The following is a 19,197-nucleotide window of genomic DNA, read 5'->3' as shown; positions in this document are numbered from 1 at the left end:
TCGGCCGGGCGGTCAGCGCTGCAGGGTTGCGTCGATGATTTCCGAAGTGCCGCCGTAATCGTTGATGTAGCCAAAGCGCAATACAGAGGCATCGGAAAGGCGCAACTGCGCCAAGGGCACGGCCAGGGTCTGGCCTGGCGCGATCATGTCGAGGTCAATGCCCTGGCCGCCGCCGGCGACGGACTGGCCCTGGACGTGCGAAAAGGTGATGTGCAGCGCGCTGGGGTTTGTAATGACGAGCGTCTTGCCGTCGACGCGCCATTGCAGTGCGCGGGCGGCTTCATCCAGCGAGACCTGCAGCGAGGCCGGCCGGTAGAACAGCTTGATGCGCGTGCGTATGGCGATTTGCAGCGCATTGGAAGCATCCGAGCTGGGCGGAATTTCCTGTACGTTGATCCACAGCACCGACTCACGGTCGGTCGGCAACCCTTGGCCCGCATACACGGCGCGTAACAAGGCCTCCTCGCCTGGGCTCAGGCGCAGCAAGGGCGGCGTGATCGCGATCGGCAGGTCGTCGGGAATGACCGAGGGATCCCCAGTGTCCAGCCAGGCCTGCACCAGGTATGGCAGCGTGCTCTTGTTGGAGATTGCCACCGAAGCCGAAGCCGCCTTGGCGGGGTAGATGACGCGACTGGTCTGCACATGCACGGCGGCTTGCGCTGCGGCGACCACGGCCAGGCCCAGCGCCAGCGTGGCCAATACGCGGGCCGCCAGGCGCATGGCGACGTGGTGGAGTGTTCGCATAAGAATCATGGGGTGTCTTGCCTGAGGTCTTGCCGAGGGGTGTTGCGGTCGAGCGGGAAGTGCGCCGGGTCTTGCCGGCACGGGACACCGCGCCGGCAAGACCCGGTAAGGGGAAGGATCAGCGGTACTCGATCGAGAAGGTCGAGGTGGCGTTGGCTTCGCCGGCACCCACGGTGGACTCGAAGGATTTGTAGCGGGCCTTCAGGTTGACCGTAGCCGAACCGCCTGCGCCCACAGTGACGACGGCCGAGTCGGTGACGTCTTGGCCCAGCGGGAACAAGCGGTCGTTTTGATCCAGGATCTCGATACCTACGCCGGTAGCCTCATTAACGGCCAGCAGCCCCGGCTGCGCGGCGGGGTTTGGCCCGTCGAAGCGGACGGTGTAGGCGCCGGCTTCGCAATTGGCCATGTCGATGGTGAACGACTTGGACGAGGACACATCGCCCACGTTCTGGAACAACGAGGTCGGATACGTGCCAATGACCACGGTTTGGTCTTTGGTGGTGCCGGTGACGTCGCAGGTCGACTGGACGATTTCGCCTTCGAATTCGACCGTGCCCGAGGCGGCGTGCGCAGCCAGGGGCAAGGCGCCGGCCAGTGCCAGACTCGCGGCGGTTTGCTTGATAATGAAAATCGTGCGCAATTTCATAAAATAAAATTCCCAAAAAAGGTATGTGCAGACGCAGCTGAAATAATCCGGCGGCCAGATTTTTTGGGTTCTTTCAATATCCAATACCCGCGAAGAGCATCGCGGCTGATCGTCCAAACCCATGCCGAAAGGCCGGTGCCGTCGCCGTTTTCAGAGGCGCGGGTGGGACTATATGAATAGTCGTCGGGCGTCACTCTGGGGTTGGATCAAGGAATTGGATTTAGTTTTGGGCGGATATCAATATCGCCGTTAATCAAGAATGAATCGAAATCTGCGATTTCTGTTTGGCAGTTTTTATTTATTTTTATTCAGAATTCAAAACAGGCGATTAAGCGCATTCGGCGTCGCCGCGCCGCCGGAGCGCGTCGCCCAGGCAGGTACCTTGAACTGCCAGGCGGGGAAGCTGCGTCAACCGGCCGCGCGGGTACGCGGCCCGGCCGCCACCAGTTCGCGCAGCGCATCGGCGAAACGCACAGTGGCCCGCGATTTTGGACGGTCTTTCGGAAATATCAGGCAGAGGTGCAGTTCGACTTGGGGCCAAAAGGGGCGGAATACGACGTTGGGCAAGGCATATTGATTCACCGTTGCAAGGTCGACCAGGCCCACGCCCACGTCTTCGGCCGCCATCAGGCATGCCGCCAACGATGAGTTCACTTCGACGGACACGGTGGGCGTGGGCAGCCCATGGGCTTCGCACGCTTCTTTCACCGCCACGCCAATCCGGGTGGATCGCCCGGTCGACACGACCGTCGCGCTCGCCAAGTGCCGAGGTTCGAGCACCTTGTGCTTTGCCAGCGGCGACCGGCGATGCAGCGCGCACACCAGGTCAGAGCCTCCCAGGGCCTCCATGACCACGCCGGGATCGATAACAGGCCCGTAGACAAACCCGATATCGACCTCTCGCCGCGCCACCCGTTCAATGGCGATGGCGGTTGGCAGCGACTGTATCGTGACTTGCGCGGCACGTGTCTTGAGCCGGGCAATCGCCTTGGGCAGATAGGCGTTGACCAGTGTCGGAGACGCGGCGATGGCAAGGCGGCCGGTGCGGCCTCCTTGCATCTCTTCCACCATCCGGTTCAGCGTCCCGATGCGGCCGAAGATCTCCTGTACGTCGGGGAAAATGTCGTATGCCTCGGGGGTTGGCTGCAGGCGTCCTGCTATTCGTTCAAAAAGCTTCAGGCCGAGTTGTTGTTCCGCATGGCGCAGCACGTTGCTGACGGCCGGCTGCGTCACGTTCAGCAGATGAGCCGCGCCGGTGACCGAACCCGCCTGCATGATCGCGTAGAAGACTTCGATATGGCGTAGGTTCATGGCGTGGCTTCCCGCTTAGCCCATTTCAATAAGTGATAGGGTACTAAAAATAAATCATTGGCTGCAAATACCCTGCGCGCTCAAAATCAGTTCCGGTTTCAACCCTGAAGGTGATCGGATGAAAACACTGAATGACGCGCGTCTGCAGGCGCGGCCCCTGACCGATTACGGCCTGGGTATCGAAGTGCGCGGGGTCGACCTGGGTGGCCAGCTTCCCGAGACTGTGGTGCAGGCTTTGCGCGCGCTGTGGAGCAAGCACGCGGTGCTGGTGGTGCGTGAGCAGCAGCTGGAACCCCCGGCTTTCCTGCGCGCCGCACAGATTTTCGGTGAGATCCTGCCCCAGCAGCTGGGCAAATTCTCGTTGCCCGGGTATCCCTTGATAGGAACCATCTCCAGCCGCGACCTGCCGGTGCGCGACGGCAAGGTACATGTACGCGGCGAGAACTACCACACCGATCATTCGAACTTTCGCGAGCCTCCGGTCGGCACGATGCTACATGCCATCGAACTGCCATCGCGGGGTGGCGATACGCAATTCGTGGATGTGCGCGCCGCCTATGACGATCTGTCGGACGAGCTGAAGGCCCGGATCGCGGCCCTGCGATCGATGCACGTCTATGAAAGCAGCCGCAGCCCCCGCAAGATGACTGCACTGACGCCGCAGCAACTGGCCGGGACCGCGTCCTGCAGCCAGCCCCTGGTGATCGTGCATCCGACCAGCGGCCGACCGGCCCTGTACCTGAATACCGGCCGCATGGAGGGCATAGACGGCATGCCCGAAGACCAGGGATTTGCCCTGATCAACCAGTTGTACCAGCACGCGACCCAGCCGCGCTACGAGTATCGCCATCAGTGGCAGCCGGGCGACTTCGTGCTGTGGGACAACCGCAGCGTGATGCATCAGGCCAACGCGGACTTCGATCCCGGCGAGTATCGGTATCTTTATCGCCTGATGCTCAAGGGCGATGCACTGAAGGGGCTGCAATGAGCCGCTCGTCGACGCGGGCCCTGCGCATCGGCGCTGGCGCCAGTTTTGCCGATGACCGCATCGCGCCCGCCGTGGCGCTGGCCGAGCGCGGCGAACTCGATTACCTGGCATTCGAGTGCCTTGCCGAGCGCACGGTCGCCCGCGAGAACCAGTCGCGGCTGAAGAATCCGAAGCTGGGCTACACGCCCCGGCTGATGGACCGGATGCGCCTGGTGCTGCCGGTGGCCCTGAAAAACGGCGTGAAGATCGTCACCAACATGGGCGCGGCAAACCCCATCGCGGCGGTCGAATTGGTGCACGAGTTTGCGCGCAACGAAGGGGTGGGCCCGCTGCACTCGGCGGCTGTGCTGGGCGACGATATCACCGACCTGCTGCGCCAGCAGCCCGGGCTGCGGCTGATGGAATCCGGGGCGCCCCTGGAGGACCTGCTGCCGCGCATGGTCAGCGCCAATGCCTACTTTGGCGCCGATGTCATCGTGCGCGGCCTGGCTACCGGCGCGCAACTGGTGGTGACCGGGCGGGTGGCCGACCCCTCGCTTTATCTGGCCGCGGCCATGCACTACTACGGCTGGTCTTACGACGACTGGGACCGCATCGCGGCCGGTACCGCCGCCGGGCATCTGCTGGAATGCTGTGCGCAGGTCAGCGGCGGCTGTTTCGCGGCGCCCGGCCGCAAAGAAGTTCCCGACCTGGCACGTTTGGGTTTTCCTTATGTCGATATGCTCGAGAGCGGCGACTTCACGGTCAGCAAGCTGAAGGACACCGGCGGACGGGTCGACCTGGCGACCTGCAAAGAGCAGCTTATCTACGAGATGCATGACCCGGCCTCGTACATCACGCCGGACTGCGTGCTCGATGTCACCGAACTCGACATGCGACAGGTCGAGGCAGACCGGGTGCGCATTACCGGGGCCAGGGCACGCCCGCGCACCGACACCTACAAGGTCACGGTCGGCTATACCGACGGGTTCATCGGCGAAGGACAGATTTCGTACGCCGGCATCGATGCCGTGGCCAGGGCCGAGCTGGCGGCCAGCGTGGTACAGCAGCGCCTCGCCGATGCGGGCCACCGGTATGGCGAGGTGCGGGTCGACCTGATCGGTATCGACAGCCTGCACGCCAGGCGTGCGCATGACGCGGACCCTTACGAGGTGCGGATGCGCATCGCCGCGCGTACGACCGACCGCAAGGCCGCGGAAGCCGTCGGGTTCGAAACACGCGCGCTGCATGTCAACGGCCCCGCCGGCGGGGCGGGAGGCTCTGACCCGATGGTCAAAGAAGTGCTGGCCGTCCAGTCGGTGTTGGTCCCGCGCGGGAAGGTGGACCCGCGCATCACCATTCGGGAGTTCCGCTCATGATACGTGTCAACGACCTGGCCCACGGAAGGGCCGGCGACAAAGGGAACACATCGAACATTTCCGTCATCGCCTTCGACGGCGCAGGCTGGAAGATCCTGCGCGAGCAGCTTACCGTGGCGGTGGTTCAGCAGGCCTTTGCGCACTTTGCCACCGGTCCGGTGATCCGCTACGAACTGCCTCGCCTGCAAGCCCTGAACTTCGTGATTCATGGCGCGCTTGGCGGCGGCGTGACCCGATCGCTGGCGCAGGATGCACATGGAAAATCGCTGTCCAGCCTGATGATGACCATAGAAATTCCCGGTGCCCAATGAACAAATCCGCCACCTACCAAGTCGTCTTCATGGATGTGCTCGCGCCCGCGGTCCAGCGCGTTATCGCGTCTGTCTTCGGGCCGCCGTTCGAGACCCGGTTTGCGCTCAACTACGACGCCCGCCACCAGACGGAGCTGTGCCGCGCGGCGGATTTCCTGGTGCCCGGCTGGGCGCAGCTGACCGGCGAAATGCTGGAAGCCGCCGAACGTGTGCAGGCGGTGCACAAATGGGGCATAGGAGTCGACCGCATCGATGTGCAGGCAGCGCGCCGGCTGGGCATTCCCGTGGCCATCACCGCGGGCTCGAATGCCGGCCCCGTTGCCGAACTGGCCATCACGCTGATGCTGGCGGTGTATCGCCGCATTTACTACGTGAACCGGGAAATGCGCGCGGGCAAGTGGCCCAAATCCGAGATGCGCGAGACGTGCTTCCAGATCCACGGGAAAACCATCGGCCTGGTGGGTTTCGGCAACATCGGGCGCAAGCTGGCGCGCCGCCTGGCCGGGTTCGAGCCGGGCGCCATTCTTTACTGCGATCGATACGCGGCCCCTGCGGAAGTCGAGCACGCGCTGGGCGCTCGCCGGGTTGAACTGCCGGAACTATTGTCCCGCAGCGACATCGTCAGCCTGCATGCCCCCTATGACGAAAGCACCCGGCACCTGATCGATGCATCCGCGATACGCCGCATGAAGAAAGGCGCCGTGCTGATCAACACGGCGCGGGGCGAGCTGGTCGACGAGGCGGCGCTGGCCAGCGCCTTGAAACGCGGGCATTTGATGGGCGCGGGCCTGGATGCGTTCGATCCGGAACCCCCCGACCCGGGCAACCCGCTGCTCGCCCTGGACCAGGTGATCGTGACGCCCCATGCAGGTGGGGGCGTATTCGACAACGTGGCGCCCGTGGCCGCCCACGTGCTGCGCAATCTTCAGCGCTTTGTCGCGGGCGAATCGATCGCCGCACAAGACTTGATCGTTTCAGAAAACCGGAGAACGCCATGAGCGCAGACAGGCCGCAAGACGTCGTTCCGGCCCTGGCCAACCCATTGATGAACCGCCTGCGCGCCGGCGAGCTCGGGCTGTCGATGATCGTGAAGCAGGTGCACAGCGTCGACATCGCGATAGCAGCCCACACCGCCGGCTACGACGCCATCAATGTCGATCTTGAGCATTCAGTGATTCCCGAGTCGGCCGCTGCGCAAATATGCCTGCTGGCCCAGCAGATCGGCGTGACACCCCTGGTTCGCGTGCCCACGCACGACGCGCACTACATCAATCGCATCCTGGATGCGGGCGCGCTGGGCATCGTCGCCCCGCACGTCGAATCGGCCGATGATGCCCGGCGCGTCGTCAAGGCGGCGCGGTTCGCCCCGCACGGCGAACGATCGGTCTCCAGCGGCTGGCCGCAGCTGGGCTATCGCAAGTACCCGGCCGCCACGGCGCGCCAGTTGCTCGACGATGCGACCACAGTGGTGGTCATGCTGGAATCGCCGCGAGCCATCGAACGCGCCGATGAGATCGCCGAGGTTCCCGGGGTGGATATTCTGCATGTGGGCACGTCCGACCTGTGCGATGCCATGGGTATCCCCGGGCAGTTCGGCCATGCCCGCGTGGCCGAATGCCTGGCGCATGTGGTCCAGGCGTGCCGGCGCAACGGACGGTTCGCCGGATGCGGCGGGCTGGGCAACAACCCCGAAGTCATGCAGTCGATGCTGTCTCTGGGGGTGCGGTTCCTGACGGGCGGAAACGAATGGGCCTTCATGATGACCGAGGCCACCCGGCGCGCGCAGATGTTGCGCGCGCTGCAGGTGCCCACCGCGGCAAGCGGCTGACTGGCCCGCAACCCTGGCGACAAACTAAATCAACAAGGAGAGAGCATGCGAGTAGTGGCGGAAGACCTCTGGTTTCCGGAAGGCCCGGTCTGGGTGGGCGATGGCAGCCTGTTGGTTGTCGAGATCCGGCGCAAGACCCTGACCCGGATTTTCCCGGATGGCGGCAAGCATATCGTGGCGCAGCTTGGCGGCGGGCCGAATGGCGCGGCCATGGGGCCGGACGGCTATTGCTATGTTGCCAACAATGGCGGTTTCTCATTCAGGCAGCGGGCGGATGGCCGCTGGGTCACGAGCGGCACCCCCGACGATTACCGCACCGGCCGGATCGAGCGGGTGGATATCGAAACGGGCAAGGTCGAAATCCTGTACGACAAGATCGACGGCAGGAATATCGGCGGGCCCAATGATCTGGTTATCGATGGCGCGGGTGGGATCTGGTTCACCGATCCGGGCAAGACCCGCCACCGGGACTGGGATCGCGGCAGCATCTGCTATGCGAAGATCGACGGATCGCATATCGAAGAAAAAGTCTTTCCTATTCATAAGCCGAATGGCATCGGGCTGTCGCCCGACGGAAACACACTTTATGTGGCCGAAACCGAAACGGCCCGGCTCTGGGCCTGGGATCTTGCCAGCCCGGGAAAGCTGAAAGCGCCGCCCGAGGCGTCCCCGGCCTCGCCCCATGGCAGCCGCCTGGCCTATGCCAGCCCCGTTTATCAGCGCTTCGATTCGTTGGCGGTGGAAGCGGATGGCGCGGTCAGCATCGGCACGCTGGACCGCGGCGGCATCACCACCGTGCACCCCGACGGCACGGCCGCCTTCACGGCGGTGGACGGCGACACGCACATCACCAATCTCTGCTTCGGCGGGGGGGATTTGCGCAAAGCCTATGTCACGCAATCGTACGCCGGCCGCCTGGTCGAGATCGATTGGCCGCGCGCGGGTCTGGGCCTTTTCCAACTCTGATAACAACCACACGAACCAGGAGACGACAGATGAAATCTCTCTTCAGAAACGGGCTATTGGCGGCCATGGGCGCGTGTGTGGCCTTTGCCGCATGCGCGCAAGACGACTACCCCAATCGCACGGTTCGCGTGCTGGTGGGTTATTCCCCAGGCGGCGCTACCGATCTGCAGGCCCGGATGCTGTCCGAGGGCTTGCAGAAGCAACTGGGCCAGCCCTTTGTGGTCGAGAATCGGCAGGGTGCCTCCGGCGTGCTGGCGGCGCAGACGCTGAAATCGCAACCGGCCGATGGCTATACGCTGATGGTGGCCACGTCGGGAGCGATGGCTATCCCGCAGAACTTCCAGAAACTGCCTTATGACCCCTTGAACGATTTCATTCCGATCGCGCAGATAGTCGCCAACGACCTGGTCATGATCGTGAATAACAAGTCCCCGGCCAAAGACTTGAAGGGTTTCGTCGAGCTGATCAACAGCGAGAAAGGACGCTACAGCTATGGGGTGTCGGGACACGGCTCTATCACCCACGTTGCGGGCGAGCGCTTGAAGCGGGAACTGGGCGTGGACATGCAAGTCGTGCCTTACCGCGGCGATTCGATGGCGTTCGCCGACACGTTGGGCGGTTCTGTGCCGGCCTCTTTCGTGGCCATGCCCTCGGTGGCCCAGGCGGTCAAGGCCGACCAGGTGCGCGCCCTGTTCGTGACGGGCTCGAAACGCCTGGCGTCGTTTCCCCAGGTGCCGACCCTGGCCGAACTCGGCTACCCGGACTTTGTCATGAGTTCATGGATTGCGGTGTTCGCCCCGGCCGGCACGCCGGCGCCCATCGTGACGAAGCTTTCGAATGCGATCGGCAAGGTGATGTCAGACCCCGATCTGGTCGAAAAGCTCGAAAGCACCGGTTCGCGCGTCGAGTACCGAGACCAGGCCAGCTTCGACAAATTCTTCCGGCAAGACGTCGACACTTTCGCGCGGATCATCCGCGAGGCAAACATTGCCGTGAAATAGCGCGGCGCAGGACGATGGTCGCCGTCAGCACGATGCTGATGGCGAGCAGGTATGCCGCGAATGCCCACGACGCGGGCTCCCAGGCAGTAATCGTCAGCAAGGTGATCGTCGCGGCTACGGCAACAAGAACAAAAAACAACGCGCTTTCGGAATCCGGATCGTGCCAGGCCTTGCGCAGGGTCGGCACGGCGCCCGCTGCATCCGCAACCACTGCGAACATCACGGCCAATGATGCCCGACCCAATCCCAGCCAGACAATGAGTGCCATGACCGAAATCGCGCCGCAAACAAGGTCGAACCGGGTGATGCGGGCAGTGCCGTGGCGGCTGATCAATGAGGCCGCCAGGACGATAAGCGGGCCCACCCCGGCAGACAGCGTAAGCAGCGCCGGGCGCCCGATGCCGGTATCGAGTTGCGCAAAAAAGCCGATCAGCGGTGCCGCGGCCCAGAGCGACCACGTGACGCGGTTCGGCCGGACGCGTCCCTGCAAGGTGGCATGGGCGTAACGGGTGCTGCCGAGCAGCCCCAGCGCGACGCTAAGAAAGACCCAGTCGGGGTCAAGCACCGAGGTTTCCTCGGCAGTTGGCCAGCATGATCGCATGATCCTTCTGGTTGGATTCCCTCGCGGTGCCTGACGCCAGGCCGGTCAAGGGCAGGCAATCGCGTACAGAGGGATGGTGCCGGTGAAAGGAATCGAACCCTCGACCTTCTCATTACAAGTGAGCTGCTCTACCAACTGAGCTACACCGGCGGGTGTGCCGCCACGGCGGGCATGGCGGGCAAAGGGGACTGTATTGTAAATAAAAGCGGGCCGAAGCCCGGGCCTTACTTGACGATGGTCAGGTGCGGGCGCTTGGGTTCATCGTCGCCGCCATCGGCCGGGTCCGTAGCCGTGGGCGCGGCTTCGCTGGTGGCTTCGGTGACTGCGGGCTCGGCGGCATCGTCGTGGGTTGGCGCTTCGTAGGGCTGGACTTCAAAACCCATGCCCGCGCCGGTTTCACGCGCGTAAATGGCGCTGACGGCGGCCACGGGCACCCAGACGTTCTCGGTAACGCCGCTGAAGCGGGCTTGGAACTCGATGAATTCGTTGCCCAGCACCAGCTGGTTGGTGGCCAGCGTGCCCACGTTCAGCGTGATCTGCCCGTCGCGCACGTGGGCGACGGGCACCCGTGTGTGCTCGTCGACCTGCACGGTGATATACGGCGTGTAGCCGTTATCGGTGCACCATTCGTGCAATGCGCGCAGCAGATACGGTTTGGTGGAAGTTTCACCCATATTGCACAACCCTCGGCACTTAGCGACGCATCACTTTTTCGGACGGCGTCAGCGCCTCGATGTAGGCGGGACGCGAGAAGATGCGTTCGGCGTACTTTTGCAGCGGCGCGGCATTCTTGGGCAGTTCGATGCCGTAGTGGTCCAGGCGCCACAGCAGCGGGGCCACGGCCACGTCCAGCATCGAGAACTCGTCGCCCAGCATGTACTTGTTCTTGAGCAGCAGGGGCGCCAATTGGGCCAGCCGGTCGCGGATGTTCTGGCGTGCGGTAGCCAGCTTCTTTTCGTCAGGCTTGCTGCTGCGGTCTTCCAGCGTGGAAACGTGGATGAACAGCTCTTTTTCGAAGTTGTACAGGAACAGGCGGGTACGCGCACGCATGACCGGGTCGGCCGGCATCAGTTGCGGATGCGGAAAGCGCTCGTCGATGTATTCGTTGATGATGTTCGATTCGTACAGCACCAGGTCGCGTTCGACCAGGATGGGTACTTGACCGTACGGATTCATCACTGAAATGTCTTCAGGCTTGTTGTACAGGTCGATGTCGCGGATCTCGAAATCCATTCCTTTTTCGAACAGCACAAAGCGGCAGCGTTGCGAAAAAGGGCAGGTGGTTCCGGAATAGAGCACCATCATGGCGGTAAGTCCTTGTATGAAAAGCGAAAGGCCAGCGCTGCTAATCTAGCAAACGCTGGCCCCGATTGCCAGGGTGGGACAGGCGTGCCGCCCTATCGGGATTGTGTCGCCGGTCCGGATACTGCTGGGCCGGCAACCTGGCAGGGCGAAAAATCAGCGCACGTGTTTCCAGTAAGAGGCGTTCAGGCGCCAGGCCACGACCAGGAACAAGCCCAGGAACAGCAGCACCCATACACCCAGTTGCTTGCGGAACAATTGATTGGGCTCTGCCATCCAGGCCAGGAAGGCCGTCAGGTCGGCCACGTCGTTATCGTAGGCCGCCGACCTGGCCGGGTCCAGCGCCTTGAAACGGGCGTCGACCGAGGCATGGCCATGGAAATCGGCAACCGGCTCGGTCTTGACGTCGGTATAGCCCTGGGCGTCGAACGTCGTGGTGATGCGTTCCCAGCTATGGGCGCCGTCCTTGCCTTCGACTTCGTGCATGGCCACCGTGGTGAGCTCGCGCGGGCCTTGCAGCTCCCATAGCACGTGTGGCATGCCCACGTTGGGGAACACCAGGTTGTTCCAGCCCGTGGCGCGTGCCGTGTCGCGGTAGAACGTGCGCAGGTAGGTATAGATGTAATCGGAGCCCGAGGGGCCGGCGTTGACCGACTTGGCGCGTGCGATGACGGACAGGTCGGGCGGCGTGGTGCCGAACCAACGCTTGGCGTCTTGCGGGCGCATGGCGATATGCATCAGGTCGCCGACCTTTTCGCCCGTGAACAGCAGGTTTTCCCGGATCTGGTCGTCGGTCAGGCCGATGTCTTGCAGCTTGTTGTAGCGCATTGCGGATGCGCTATGACAGTTCAGGCAGTAATTGACGAACAGCTTGGCGCCGTTTTGCAGCGCCGAGACGTCGTTGACGCGATCGGGTGCACGGTCCAGGGGGAAGCCGCCTTCGGCGGCGTACGTAGCCGTACACGCGAGCATAAACGCGACGGCACCAATCAGCTTCTTGATCATGGTCATTCCGTTATGGGTTCGTGGCTCAGTGGGCATGGAACGTCACGCGGTCGGGGACCGGCTTGAACGTACCCAGGCGGCTCCAGACGGGCATCAGGAAGAAGAAGCCCAGGTAGATCAGCGTGCCGATCTGCGACGTAAGGTTGTATGCGTCGCTAGGCGGCTGCGTGCCCAGGAAACCCAGCACCAGGAAGTTGACGATGAAGATGCCGTAGAACCACTTGTGCCACGTGGGACGATAGCGGATCGACTTGACGGGCGAGTGGTCCAGCCACGGCAAGAAGAACAGGATGACGACCGCGCCGCCCATGGCCACCACGCCCCAGAACTTGGCGTCGATGACACGCAGCAGCACGGCGACCAGGATCAGCACACCCGGAATGGCGATGCGCAGGAAGCCCTTCAGGTTGCTCTTGACCAGCAGCGCGATGGCGCCCAGTACGGCGGCCCCGGCCAGCACCCACGTGAACTCGTCGGTGGTGGCACGCAGCATGGAATAGAACGGCGTGAAGTACCAGACCGGTGCGATATGCGGCGGCGTCTGGAGCGGGTTGGCCGGGATGAAGTTGTTGTATTCCAGGAAGTAGCCGCCCATTTCGGGGCTGAAGAACACGATGGCCGCGAAGATGATCAGGAAGCCCGCCACACCCATGATGTCGTGCACGGTATAGAACGGGTGGAACGGAATGCCGTCTTTCGGCCGGCCGTGCCGGTCTTTCGGGCCTTGCTTGATCTCGACGCCGTCGGGATTGTTCGAGCCGACTTCGTGCAGCGCCACCAAGTGAGCGGCCACGAGGCCGATCAGCACCAGCGGGATGGCGATGACGTGGAACGCGAAGAAGCGGTTCAGCGTGGCATCGGACACGACGTAGTCGCCGCGGATCCAGATGGACAGTTCGGGGCCGATGAAAGGAATGGCCGAGAACAGGTTCACGATCACCTGGGCGCCCCAGTACGACATCTGGCCCCAAGGCAGCAGGTAGCCGAAGAAGGCTTCGCCCATCAGGCACAGGAAGATCGCGACGCCGAAGATCCAGACCAGTTCGCGCGGCTTGCGGTACGAGCCGTAGAACAGCCCGCGCAGCATGTGCAGGTAGACCACCACGAAGAACATCGAGGCGCCGGTGGAGTGCATGTAGCGCACCAGCCAGCCCCACGGCACTTCACGCATGATGTATTCGACCGACAGGAACGCGCGTTCGGCGTCGGGTTTGTAGTGCATGACCAGGAAGATGCCGGTGACGATCTGGAGCACCAGCACCAACAGGGCCAGGGATCCGAAGAAGTACCAGAAATTGAAATTCTTGGGCGCGTAGTACTCGGACAAATGCGCCTTCCAGGTAGCGGTTACCGGGAAGCGCCGGTCCAGCCAGCCTAGCAGGCCTGTTGTCTCGACGGTTTTTTCGCCAGCCATCAATGGCTCCTTCTATACGGGGCGTATTTTGCTAAGGTCGGGGGAAGGTGATGCGCTTGGCGCATCAGGCCTTGTTGTCTTCGTCAACCCCGACGATGATGCGGGTGTCGCTCAGGTATTGGTACGGTGGGACTTCGAGGTTGTCGGGCGCGGGCTTGTTCTTGTACACGCGGCCGGCCATGTCGAAGGTGGAACCGTGGCAGGGGCACAGAAACCCGCCTTCCCAGGAAGACGGCAGGCCAGCGCCGGCACCGGGCGCGAAGTGCGCGGTGGGCGAGCAGCCCAGGTGCGTGCAGATGCCCACGCACACGAACAGCTCGGGCTTGCGCGAGCGGAATTCGTTCTGGGCGTATTCGGGGGTGAAGCCGGGGCGCTGCGAGTTCGGGTCGGCCACCAGGGGGTCTTGCGTCTTGATGCCGGCCAGTTGGTCTTCGGTGCGATGGATGACCCAGACCGGCTTGCCGCGCCATTCGACGGTGCGCATCTGGCCGGGGGCCAGGTCGCCGACATCGACTTCGATGGGGGCGCCGGCGGCGCGGGCTTTTGCAGAGGGGGCGAAAGTGCTGACAAACGGAACGGCGGTTGCCACACCGGCCACGCCGCCCACCGCACAGGCGGTTGTTACCCAGAAACGGCGCGACGGATCCGGCGGGAGGTTGGGATCTACCGCACCATCATCGTCATGCACCAGCGTATCCTGACTCATCTTCCTATCCTTGTTGATGCGCCCGCACTACCTGTAGCATCAGGCCTGCAGCATCCGTTTTGCGGGGATATGTAACAACATAGCAACCGCGTATTATAGCGCCTGCCCAGTGAAGGGCGAACGACGTAAGGAGCATTCATGAGCAAAGCATCTGGTTTTCTCAAGGAATTTCGCGATTTCGCCGTCAAGGGCAACGCGATGGACCTTGCTGTAGGCGTGATCATCGGGGCTGCGTTTGGCAAGATAGTCGATTCCGTGGTGAGAGACCTCATCATGCCCATCGTGAACTTCATCCTGGGCGGCTCGGTCGATTTTTCCAACAAGTTCCTGGTGCTATCGACGCCGGATGGCTATACCGGTCCCATGACTTACGCCGACCTGACCCAGGCGGGCGCTGTTGTGCTGGCCTGGGGCAACTTCATTACGATTCTCATCAATTTCATCCTGCTGGCCCTGGTGGTGTTCATCATCGTCAAGGCAATCAATTCGGCGCGCCGCAAGGACGAGGCCGCGCCGGCCGAGCCCGCCGCGCCGCCCGAAGACGTGCTGGTGTTGCGCGAAATCCGCGACCTGCTCAAGAAATAACCTGCTGCGCGCGGTGCCGGCCTACACCGGATTGTCGATATCAACGAACTCGACCCGTATGCCGAATTGCTGTGCCACGGCCTGGCCCAGGGCCTGCACGCCGTAGCGCTCGGTGGCGTGGTGGCCGGCGCCGATGAAGCCGGTGCCGGTCTCGCGGGCCAGGTGCACGGTGGGTTCGGACGCCTCGCCGGTGATGTAGGCGTCTGCGCCGGCCTGCACGGCGTCGGCCAGCATGCCCTGCGCCGCCCCGGTGCACCAGGCCACCCGCCCGAGCGGGCGGCCGGGTTCGCCCACGACCAGCGGCGCGCGTCCCAGGCGTTGGTGCACGCGCTGGGCCAGCGCGTCCAGGGTATCCAGGCCCGGCGCGGTGCCCAGCCAGATCAGGTTGTCGGGCCCGCAGGTCAGGGGGGCGCCCGTCGCATCGACGTCGGGCGTCAGTCCCAGTACGCGCGCAAGCTGGGCGTTGTTGCCCCATTGCGGATGGGCGTCCAGCGGCAAGTGATAGGCGAACAGGTTGAGCCCATGTTCCAGTACCAGGGCCAGGCGGGTGCGGCGCGGGCCGCGCACGCGCGGGTCTTCGTTCTTCCAGAACCAACCGTGGTGCACCAGCACGGCGTCGGCCCCGCGTTCGATGGCGGCGCGCAGCAGCGCCTCGGATGCGGTCACGCCGGTGATAATGTGGCCTATGTGCGGCTTGCCTTCGACCTGCAGGCCGTTGGGACAGTAATCTTTGAATCGCGGCGCTTGCAGCGTGGCATCCAGCCAGGCCGCCAGTTCGCGGGTGTCGATTGTTTTCATTGCCTACCTTGTCAGGATCATGCGTCGCTACTGGCTGATATTCGCTCAGGCCGTCACGGTGTGTCTGGCCATTTTATTCGTGGTGACTACCTTGCGGCCGGATTGGCTGCGCCTGTCGGCCCCGATACCGGATGCGGCCACGCGGCCCGCCGTGTCGACGCCCGGCGTGGCGTCATATGCGGCGGCGGTGGCCAAGGCGGCGCCGGCGGTGGTCAACGTGTTCACGTCCAAGCATGTCAATGTGCCCGTCATGCCGTTGCCCGAAGACCCGCTGCTGCGCCAACTGTTCGGCCAGGTGCCGGGCCTGAGCCGGCCCGAGGCCTCTACCAGCCTGGGTTCGGGGGTGATCGTCAGCAGCGAAGGCTATGTGCTGACCAACTATCACGTGGTCGAGGCGGCTGATGCCATCGAGGTTGCGCTGGCCGATGGCCGGCGCAGCAGCGCCAAGGTGGTGGGGGCCGACCCGGACACCGATCTGGCGGTCTTGAAGCTGGATGCCGGCACGCGGCCGCTGCCGGTGGCTACGCTGGCAGCCGACCGCAGCCTGCGCGTGGGCGATGTGGTGCTGGCCATCGGCAACCCGTTCGGCGTGGGGCAGACCACCACCCAGGGCATTGTGTCGGCGCTGGGCCGCAATGGGCTGGGCATCAATACCTACGAGAATTTCATCCAGACCGATGCCGCGATCAATCCCGGCAATTCGGGGGGCGCGCTGATCGACACCGACGGCAACTTGGTGGGCATCAACACTGCCATCTATTCCGAGTCGGGCGGCTCGCTGGGTATCGGTTTCGCCATTCCCGTGGATGCGGCGCGCAAGGTCATGGACGATATCGTCAAGACCGGGTCGGTGCGGCGCGGCTGGCTGGGTATCGAGCCGCAGGACATCACGCCGGAACTGGCGCGCGCCTTCGACCTGCCGCCCGATACGCGCGGCGTGGTGATTGCCGGGGTGATGCGCGACGGCCCGGCCGGCAAGGCGGGGCTGCGGGTAGGCGACATCGTGCAAACCGTCAATGGCGCGCAAGTGCTGGATACGGTATCGATGCTGCGCCTGATAGCGGCGTTGCCGCCGGGCGAGAAGGCCAAGGTGGGGGTCCTGCGCGGGGGCAAGGCGCGAGATGTGACGGTGGCGGTGGGAATTCGGCCGGCGCGGCCGCGTTAGTGCTGGTGCGCGGCGTTTTTCGGCGCGCCGGGCTGCTCGAGGCCGTTGGCGATCAGCCGGACGACGGCCACGACTTTCTTGCGGGCATCGGCCGGCATCTTGTTCATCAGCGAATACAGCTCGGCGGCGTAGCCGTCGGGCACCGTGGCGTCGGCCGGCGGGCCGGCAGGCATGCCGGTGGCGGGTAGGTGGGTATCGACGCCGTCGGTCAGCCAGGGAACGGTGGTATCCAGGGCCTGGGCCAGGCGCTGCAACGTGCTGCGTGCGGGCGAGTAGGCGTCGCTGCGCGTCAGGATGCGGTGGATGGACGACTGGGGCACGCCCGAGATGCGTGCCAGCTGGTTCTGGCTTTTGATGCCGCGCCATAGCATTCGGGCGCGCAGGCGTTGTGCGAGCGTCATGCCTGACAATTTACGAGCACGGGCCGAAACCCGGCAAGGGGGCCGGGTTCGTTTTATTGCGCTCGATCACGTACGTGCACGACAGGCGGCAACGCCGCCCGCGTCAGTGGTGCTCGGTGAGGCTACCGGCGGCGTCGTCGGCGTCTTGGTTTTTCTTGTCGGGGGTGACCAGGCGCGCGCACAGCAGGCCCACTTCATACAGCAGCACCAGCGGCACGGCCAGCATGAACTGGCTGACCACATCGGGCGGCGTGACCACCGCGGCGATGACAAATGCCCCGACCACCACGTAGCCGCGCGCGCTGCGCAGCTTGTCGAGTTCGACGATGCCGGTCTTGACCAGCAGTACCACCGCCACCGGCACTTCGAAGGTGATGCCGAAGGCCATGAACATGGTCATGACGAAGCTGAGATAGGCCTCGATGTCGGGAGCGGGCGTGATGGATTGCGGCGCGAAGGTCGCAATGAAGTGGAAGACGGTACGGAAGACGAAGAAATAGCAGAACGCCATGCCCAGGATGAACAGCAGCGTGCTGGACACGATGAGCGGCAGCGCCAGGCGCTTCTCGTGCCGGTACAGGCCAGGGGCCACGAATGCCCACGCCTGGTACAGCACCACGGGCAGCGCAACCACGAAAGCCGCCATCAGCGTGACCTTGACCGGCACCATGAACGGCGTGATGACGCCGGTGGCGATCATGCGCGTGCCTTCGGGCAGCGAGGCCAGCATGGGCTGGGCCAGCACGTCGTAGATGATCGAGGCGCCGGGATAGATGAACAGCACCACGAAAATGCCGATCACGGCGAAGGCGGCCTTCATGAGGCGGCTGCGCAGCTCGACCAGGTGCGAAATAAAGGTTTCTTGCGGCTGTTCCTGGTCCTGGTCCAGCTCGTCGTGCTTGGCGTCCTGGGTCACGGCGTAGTACCAGTCTTCGGTTGGGCGGCAGGGACCGGATCGGCCGGGGCCGTGTCAGGCGCGGGCGCCGCCTGGTCGGCTGCGGCAGGAGCAGGGGCGGCAGGCAGTTCGGCGGCAGGCGGCTCGGCAGCCGGCTCGGCCGCGGGGCTGCCCGAGACCGCCTGCGTGGCTTCGCGCGCGGTGTCGTTCAGGCTGCTGCGCAGCGAGCTTTCGGTATCGCGCATCGACGACTGCATGCTGTTGGCGGCGTCGTCCATTTCGTTTTTGAATTTACGCAGTTCGTCGAGTTCGATCTCGCGCTGGATGTCGCTTTTTACGTCATTGACGTAGCGTTGGGCGCGGCCGAGCAGATGCCCGACGGTGCGCGCCACTTTGGGCAGCCGTTCGGGCCCGATGACGATCAGCGCGATGACGCCGATTACCATCAGCTCAGTGAAACTGACATCAAACATGCGACATCTGCTCGCTCAAAAAGGGGCAGAAGCAATGCCGCCAGGCATTGCTCCGGGAAGACTCTGTGCCGGGATCAGGAGTTGGTTTTCTCTTTGGCCTGGACGTCGATGGTGTCGTCGGCGGCCTTTTGCTGTGTGACCTGTTCGGCCGGCTTGTCGGTGTTGGCGTCTTTCATGCCTTCTTTGAAGCCTTTGACGGCGCCGCCAAGATCACCGCCGATATTGCGCAGTTTCTTGGTGCCAAATACGAGGGCAACGATGACCAGGACGATCAACCAATGCCAGATGCTGAAGCTACCCATGATGACGGTTCTCCGTGATTATGCGTTGGGAGCCACGCGCCCTTTCCAGGGACGCGGACCGCCGATGATATGGAAATGCAGGTGCGGGACTTCCTGGCCGCCTTCGGCACCGGAATTGGCCAGCAGCCGGAAGCCCCCTTCCGGGCCCGGGCGGCAGCCGTTGTCGGCGGCCAGGCGGGATGCCAAAGTAACCATTCTACCCAACCAGCCGGCGTCGTCGGCGCCGATGTCTTGCAGCGAGACGACGTGGCGGCGCGGAATCAGCAGCAGATGCACCGGTGCCGCGGGGTTGATGTCGTGGAACGCGATGAATTCCTCGTCCTCGTGGACCTTTTTCGAGGGGATTTCGCCGCGGGCAATCTTGCAAAAAAGACAGTTGTCGCTCATTTCAGGT

At 63.7% G+C, this 19,197-nt stretch carries 24 protein-coding genes and 1 tRNA gene; 9 read left to right on the top strand and 16 right to left on the bottom strand.

The genetic code is table 11. From position 1 onward, the window contains the following. Nucleotides 1-12: 12 nt before the first annotated feature. From KW845_RS18655 to KW845_RS18645, 3 genes are all read right to left on the bottom strand, one after another. Nucleotides 13-744 (bottom strand): molecular chaperone, encoded by a 732-nt coding sequence (locus KW845_RS18655; protein ID WP_255592745.1) that lies wholly within the window; start codon nucleotides 742-744, stop codon nucleotides 13-15. Between the two features lie 118 nt (nucleotides 745-862). After that, nucleotides 863-1,393 carry a fimbrial protein gene (locus KW845_RS18650; protein WP_218370828.1) on the bottom strand — a complete coding sequence of 177 codons (531 nt, stop codon included), beginning with the start codon at nucleotides 1,391-1,393 and terminating at the stop codon, nucleotides 863-865. A 408-nt stretch (nucleotides 1,394-1,801) separates the two neighbouring features. Continuing rightward, nucleotides 1,802-2,704, bottom strand: coding sequence for a LysR family transcriptional regulator (locus KW845_RS18645; protein ID WP_218370827.1), 903 nt, complete (start codon nucleotides 2,702-2,704; stop codon nucleotides 1,802-1,804). A 118-nt stretch (nucleotides 2,705-2,822) separates the two neighbouring features. Here KW845_RS18645 and KW845_RS18640 point away from each other — a divergent pair, with 118 nt between their 5' ends. Genes KW845_RS18640 through KW845_RS18610 form a run of 7 tightly spaced genes read left to right on the top strand, consistent with a single transcriptional unit; the run spans nucleotide 2,823 to nucleotide 9,156 of the window. Next, complete coding sequence (locus tag KW845_RS18640; protein ID WP_218370826.1) at nucleotides 2,823-3,692, top strand: TauD/TfdA family dioxygenase; 870 nt, start codon at nucleotides 2,823-2,825, stop codon at nucleotides 3,690-3,692. Then, entirely contained in the window at nucleotides 3,689-5,050 is a 1,362-nt protein-coding gene (locus KW845_RS18635; protein WP_218370825.1) for an acyclic terpene utilization AtuA family protein, read from the top strand. The genes KW845_RS18640 and KW845_RS18635 overlap by 4 nt, the downstream gene beginning before the upstream one ends. After that, on the top strand, nucleotides 5,047-5,361 hold the full coding sequence (locus KW845_RS18630) for a hypothetical protein (protein WP_255592743.1): 315 nt from the start codon (nucleotides 5,047-5,049) through the stop codon (nucleotides 5,359-5,361). Before KW845_RS18635 ends, KW845_RS18630 begins: the two co-directional genes overlap by 4 nt. Next, the gene (locus KW845_RS18625) at nucleotides 5,358-6,359 is read left to right on the top strand and encodes a 2-hydroxyacid dehydrogenase (protein WP_218370824.1); all 1,002 of its coding nucleotides are present in this window, start codon (nucleotides 5,358-5,360) and stop codon (nucleotides 6,357-6,359) included. The genes KW845_RS18630 and KW845_RS18625 overlap by 4 nt, the downstream gene beginning before the upstream one ends. Then, nucleotides 6,356-7,189 (top strand): HpcH/HpaI aldolase/citrate lyase family protein, encoded by an 834-nt coding sequence (locus tag KW845_RS18620; RefSeq protein ID WP_218370823.1) that lies wholly within the window; start codon nucleotides 6,356-6,358, stop codon nucleotides 7,187-7,189. The genes KW845_RS18625 and KW845_RS18620 overlap by 4 nt, the downstream gene beginning before the upstream one ends. Before the next feature lie 45 nt (nucleotides 7,190-7,234). Then, nucleotides 7,235-8,155 carry an SMP-30/gluconolactonase/LRE family protein gene (locus KW845_RS18615; protein ID WP_218370822.1) on the top strand — a complete coding sequence of 307 codons (921 nt, stop codon included), beginning with the start codon at nucleotides 7,235-7,237 and terminating at the stop codon, nucleotides 8,153-8,155. Nucleotides 8,156-8,184: 29 nt separating this feature from the next. Beyond that, nucleotides 8,185-9,156 (top strand): tripartite tricarboxylate transporter substrate binding protein, encoded by a 972-nt coding sequence (locus KW845_RS18610; protein WP_218370821.1) that lies wholly within the window; start codon nucleotides 8,185-8,187, stop codon nucleotides 9,154-9,156. Here the strand turns inward: KW845_RS18610 and KW845_RS18605 are convergent. The 7 genes from KW845_RS18605 to petA form a co-directional block, all read right to left on the bottom strand. Continuing rightward, nucleotides 9,125-9,721: a hypothetical protein gene (locus KW845_RS18605; RefSeq protein ID WP_218370820.1), complete on the bottom strand. Its 597-nt coding sequence runs from the start codon at nucleotides 9,719-9,721 to the stop codon at nucleotides 9,125-9,127. The two genes, KW845_RS18610 and KW845_RS18605, sit on opposite strands and share 32 nt — an antisense overlap. A gap of 110 nt (nucleotides 9,722-9,831) precedes the next feature. Next, a tRNA-Thr gene (locus KW845_RS18600) sits at nucleotides 9,832-9,907 on the bottom strand. A 74-nt stretch (nucleotides 9,908-9,981) separates the two neighbouring features. Further along, entirely contained in the window at nucleotides 9,982-10,431 is a 450-nt protein-coding gene (locus KW845_RS18595; RefSeq protein ID WP_218370819.1) for a ClpXP protease specificity-enhancing factor, read from the bottom strand. 19 nt (nucleotides 10,432-10,450) lie between these two features. Further along, nucleotides 10,451-11,062 carry a glutathione S-transferase N-terminal domain-containing protein gene (locus KW845_RS18590; RefSeq protein WP_218370818.1) on the bottom strand — a complete coding sequence of 204 codons (612 nt, stop codon included), beginning with the start codon at nucleotides 11,060-11,062 and terminating at the stop codon, nucleotides 10,451-10,453. Between the two features lie 153 nt (nucleotides 11,063-11,215). After that, nucleotides 11,216-12,070, bottom strand: a complete 855-nt coding sequence (locus KW845_RS18585; protein WP_218370817.1) for a cytochrome c1 — start codon at nucleotides 12,068-12,070, stop codon at nucleotides 11,216-11,218. Between the two features lie 19 nt (nucleotides 12,071-12,089). Further along, entirely contained in the window at nucleotides 12,090-13,478 is a 1,389-nt protein-coding gene (locus KW845_RS18580; protein ID WP_218370816.1) for a cytochrome bc complex cytochrome b subunit, read from the bottom strand. Between the two features lie 64 nt (nucleotides 13,479-13,542). Beyond that, complete coding sequence (petA, locus tag KW845_RS18575) at nucleotides 13,543-14,184, bottom strand: ubiquinol-cytochrome c reductase iron-sulfur subunit (RefSeq protein WP_218370815.1); 642 nt, start codon at nucleotides 14,182-14,184, stop codon at nucleotides 13,543-13,545. A gap of 138 nt (nucleotides 14,185-14,322) precedes the next feature. Here petA and mscL point away from each other — a divergent pair, with 138 nt between their 5' ends. After that, nucleotides 14,323-14,769: a large conductance mechanosensitive channel protein MscL gene (mscL, locus tag KW845_RS18570; protein ID WP_218370814.1), complete on the top strand. Its 447-nt coding sequence runs from the start codon at nucleotides 14,323-14,325 to the stop codon at nucleotides 14,767-14,769. 21 nt (nucleotides 14,770-14,790) lie between these two features. Here the strand turns inward: mscL and KW845_RS18565 are convergent, their stop codons facing one another. Continuing rightward, nucleotides 14,791-15,567: a Nif3-like dinuclear metal center hexameric protein gene (locus KW845_RS18565; protein WP_218370813.1), complete on the bottom strand. Its 777-nt coding sequence runs from the start codon at nucleotides 15,565-15,567 to the stop codon at nucleotides 14,791-14,793. 19 nt (nucleotides 15,568-15,586) lie between these two features. Between KW845_RS18565 and KW845_RS18560 the strand changes: the two genes are divergently transcribed. Beyond that, nucleotides 15,587-16,732 (top strand): S1C family serine protease, encoded by a 1,146-nt coding sequence (locus tag KW845_RS18560; protein WP_218370812.1) that lies wholly within the window; start codon nucleotides 15,587-15,589, stop codon nucleotides 16,730-16,732. On the opposite strand, the gene KW845_RS18555 is transcribed toward KW845_RS18560, so the two are convergent. The 5 genes from KW845_RS18555 to KW845_RS18535 all read right to left on the bottom strand — a co-directional run bounded on the left by KW845_RS18555 (nucleotide 16,729) and on the right by KW845_RS18535 (nucleotide 19,190). Continuing rightward, a complete protein-coding gene (locus KW845_RS18555; protein WP_218370811.1) occupies nucleotides 16,729-17,133 on the bottom strand; it encodes a helix-turn-helix domain-containing protein in 405 nt (134 codons plus the stop codon). The genes KW845_RS18560 and KW845_RS18555 overlap by 4 nt on opposite strands. 103 nt (nucleotides 17,134-17,236) lie before the next feature. Continuing rightward, the gene (tatC, locus tag KW845_RS18550; RefSeq protein WP_218370810.1) at nucleotides 17,237-18,049 is read right to left on the bottom strand and encodes a twin-arginine translocase subunit TatC; all 813 of its coding nucleotides are present in this window, start codon (nucleotides 18,047-18,049) and stop codon (nucleotides 17,237-17,239) included. Continuing rightward, nucleotides 18,046-18,501 carry a Sec-independent protein translocase protein TatB gene (tatB, locus tag KW845_RS18545; RefSeq protein WP_218370809.1) on the bottom strand — a complete coding sequence of 152 codons (456 nt, stop codon included), beginning with the start codon at nucleotides 18,499-18,501 and terminating at the stop codon, nucleotides 18,046-18,048. The genes tatC and tatB overlap by 4 nt, the downstream gene beginning before the upstream one ends. A gap of 74 nt (nucleotides 18,502-18,575) precedes the next feature. Continuing rightward, nucleotides 18,576-18,803 carry a Sec-independent protein translocase subunit TatA gene (gene tatA, locus KW845_RS18540; protein WP_218370808.1) on the bottom strand — a complete coding sequence of 76 codons (228 nt, stop codon included), beginning with the start codon at nucleotides 18,801-18,803 and terminating at the stop codon, nucleotides 18,576-18,578. 18 nt (nucleotides 18,804-18,821) lie between these two features. Next, a complete protein-coding gene (locus KW845_RS18535; RefSeq protein ID WP_218370807.1) occupies nucleotides 18,822-19,190 on the bottom strand; it encodes a histidine triad nucleotide-binding protein in 369 nt (122 codons plus the stop codon). Nucleotides 19,191-19,197: the final 7 nt, after the last annotated feature.

The organism is Bordetella sp. BOR01 (assembly GCF_019218885.1).
Taxonomy (GTDB): Bacteria; Pseudomonadota; Gammaproteobacteria; order Burkholderiales; family Burkholderiaceae_B; genus Bordetella_A.
The sequence above is the reverse complement of the archived record's forward strand: the minus strand, read 5'-3'. Positions and strand labels throughout refer to the sequence as shown.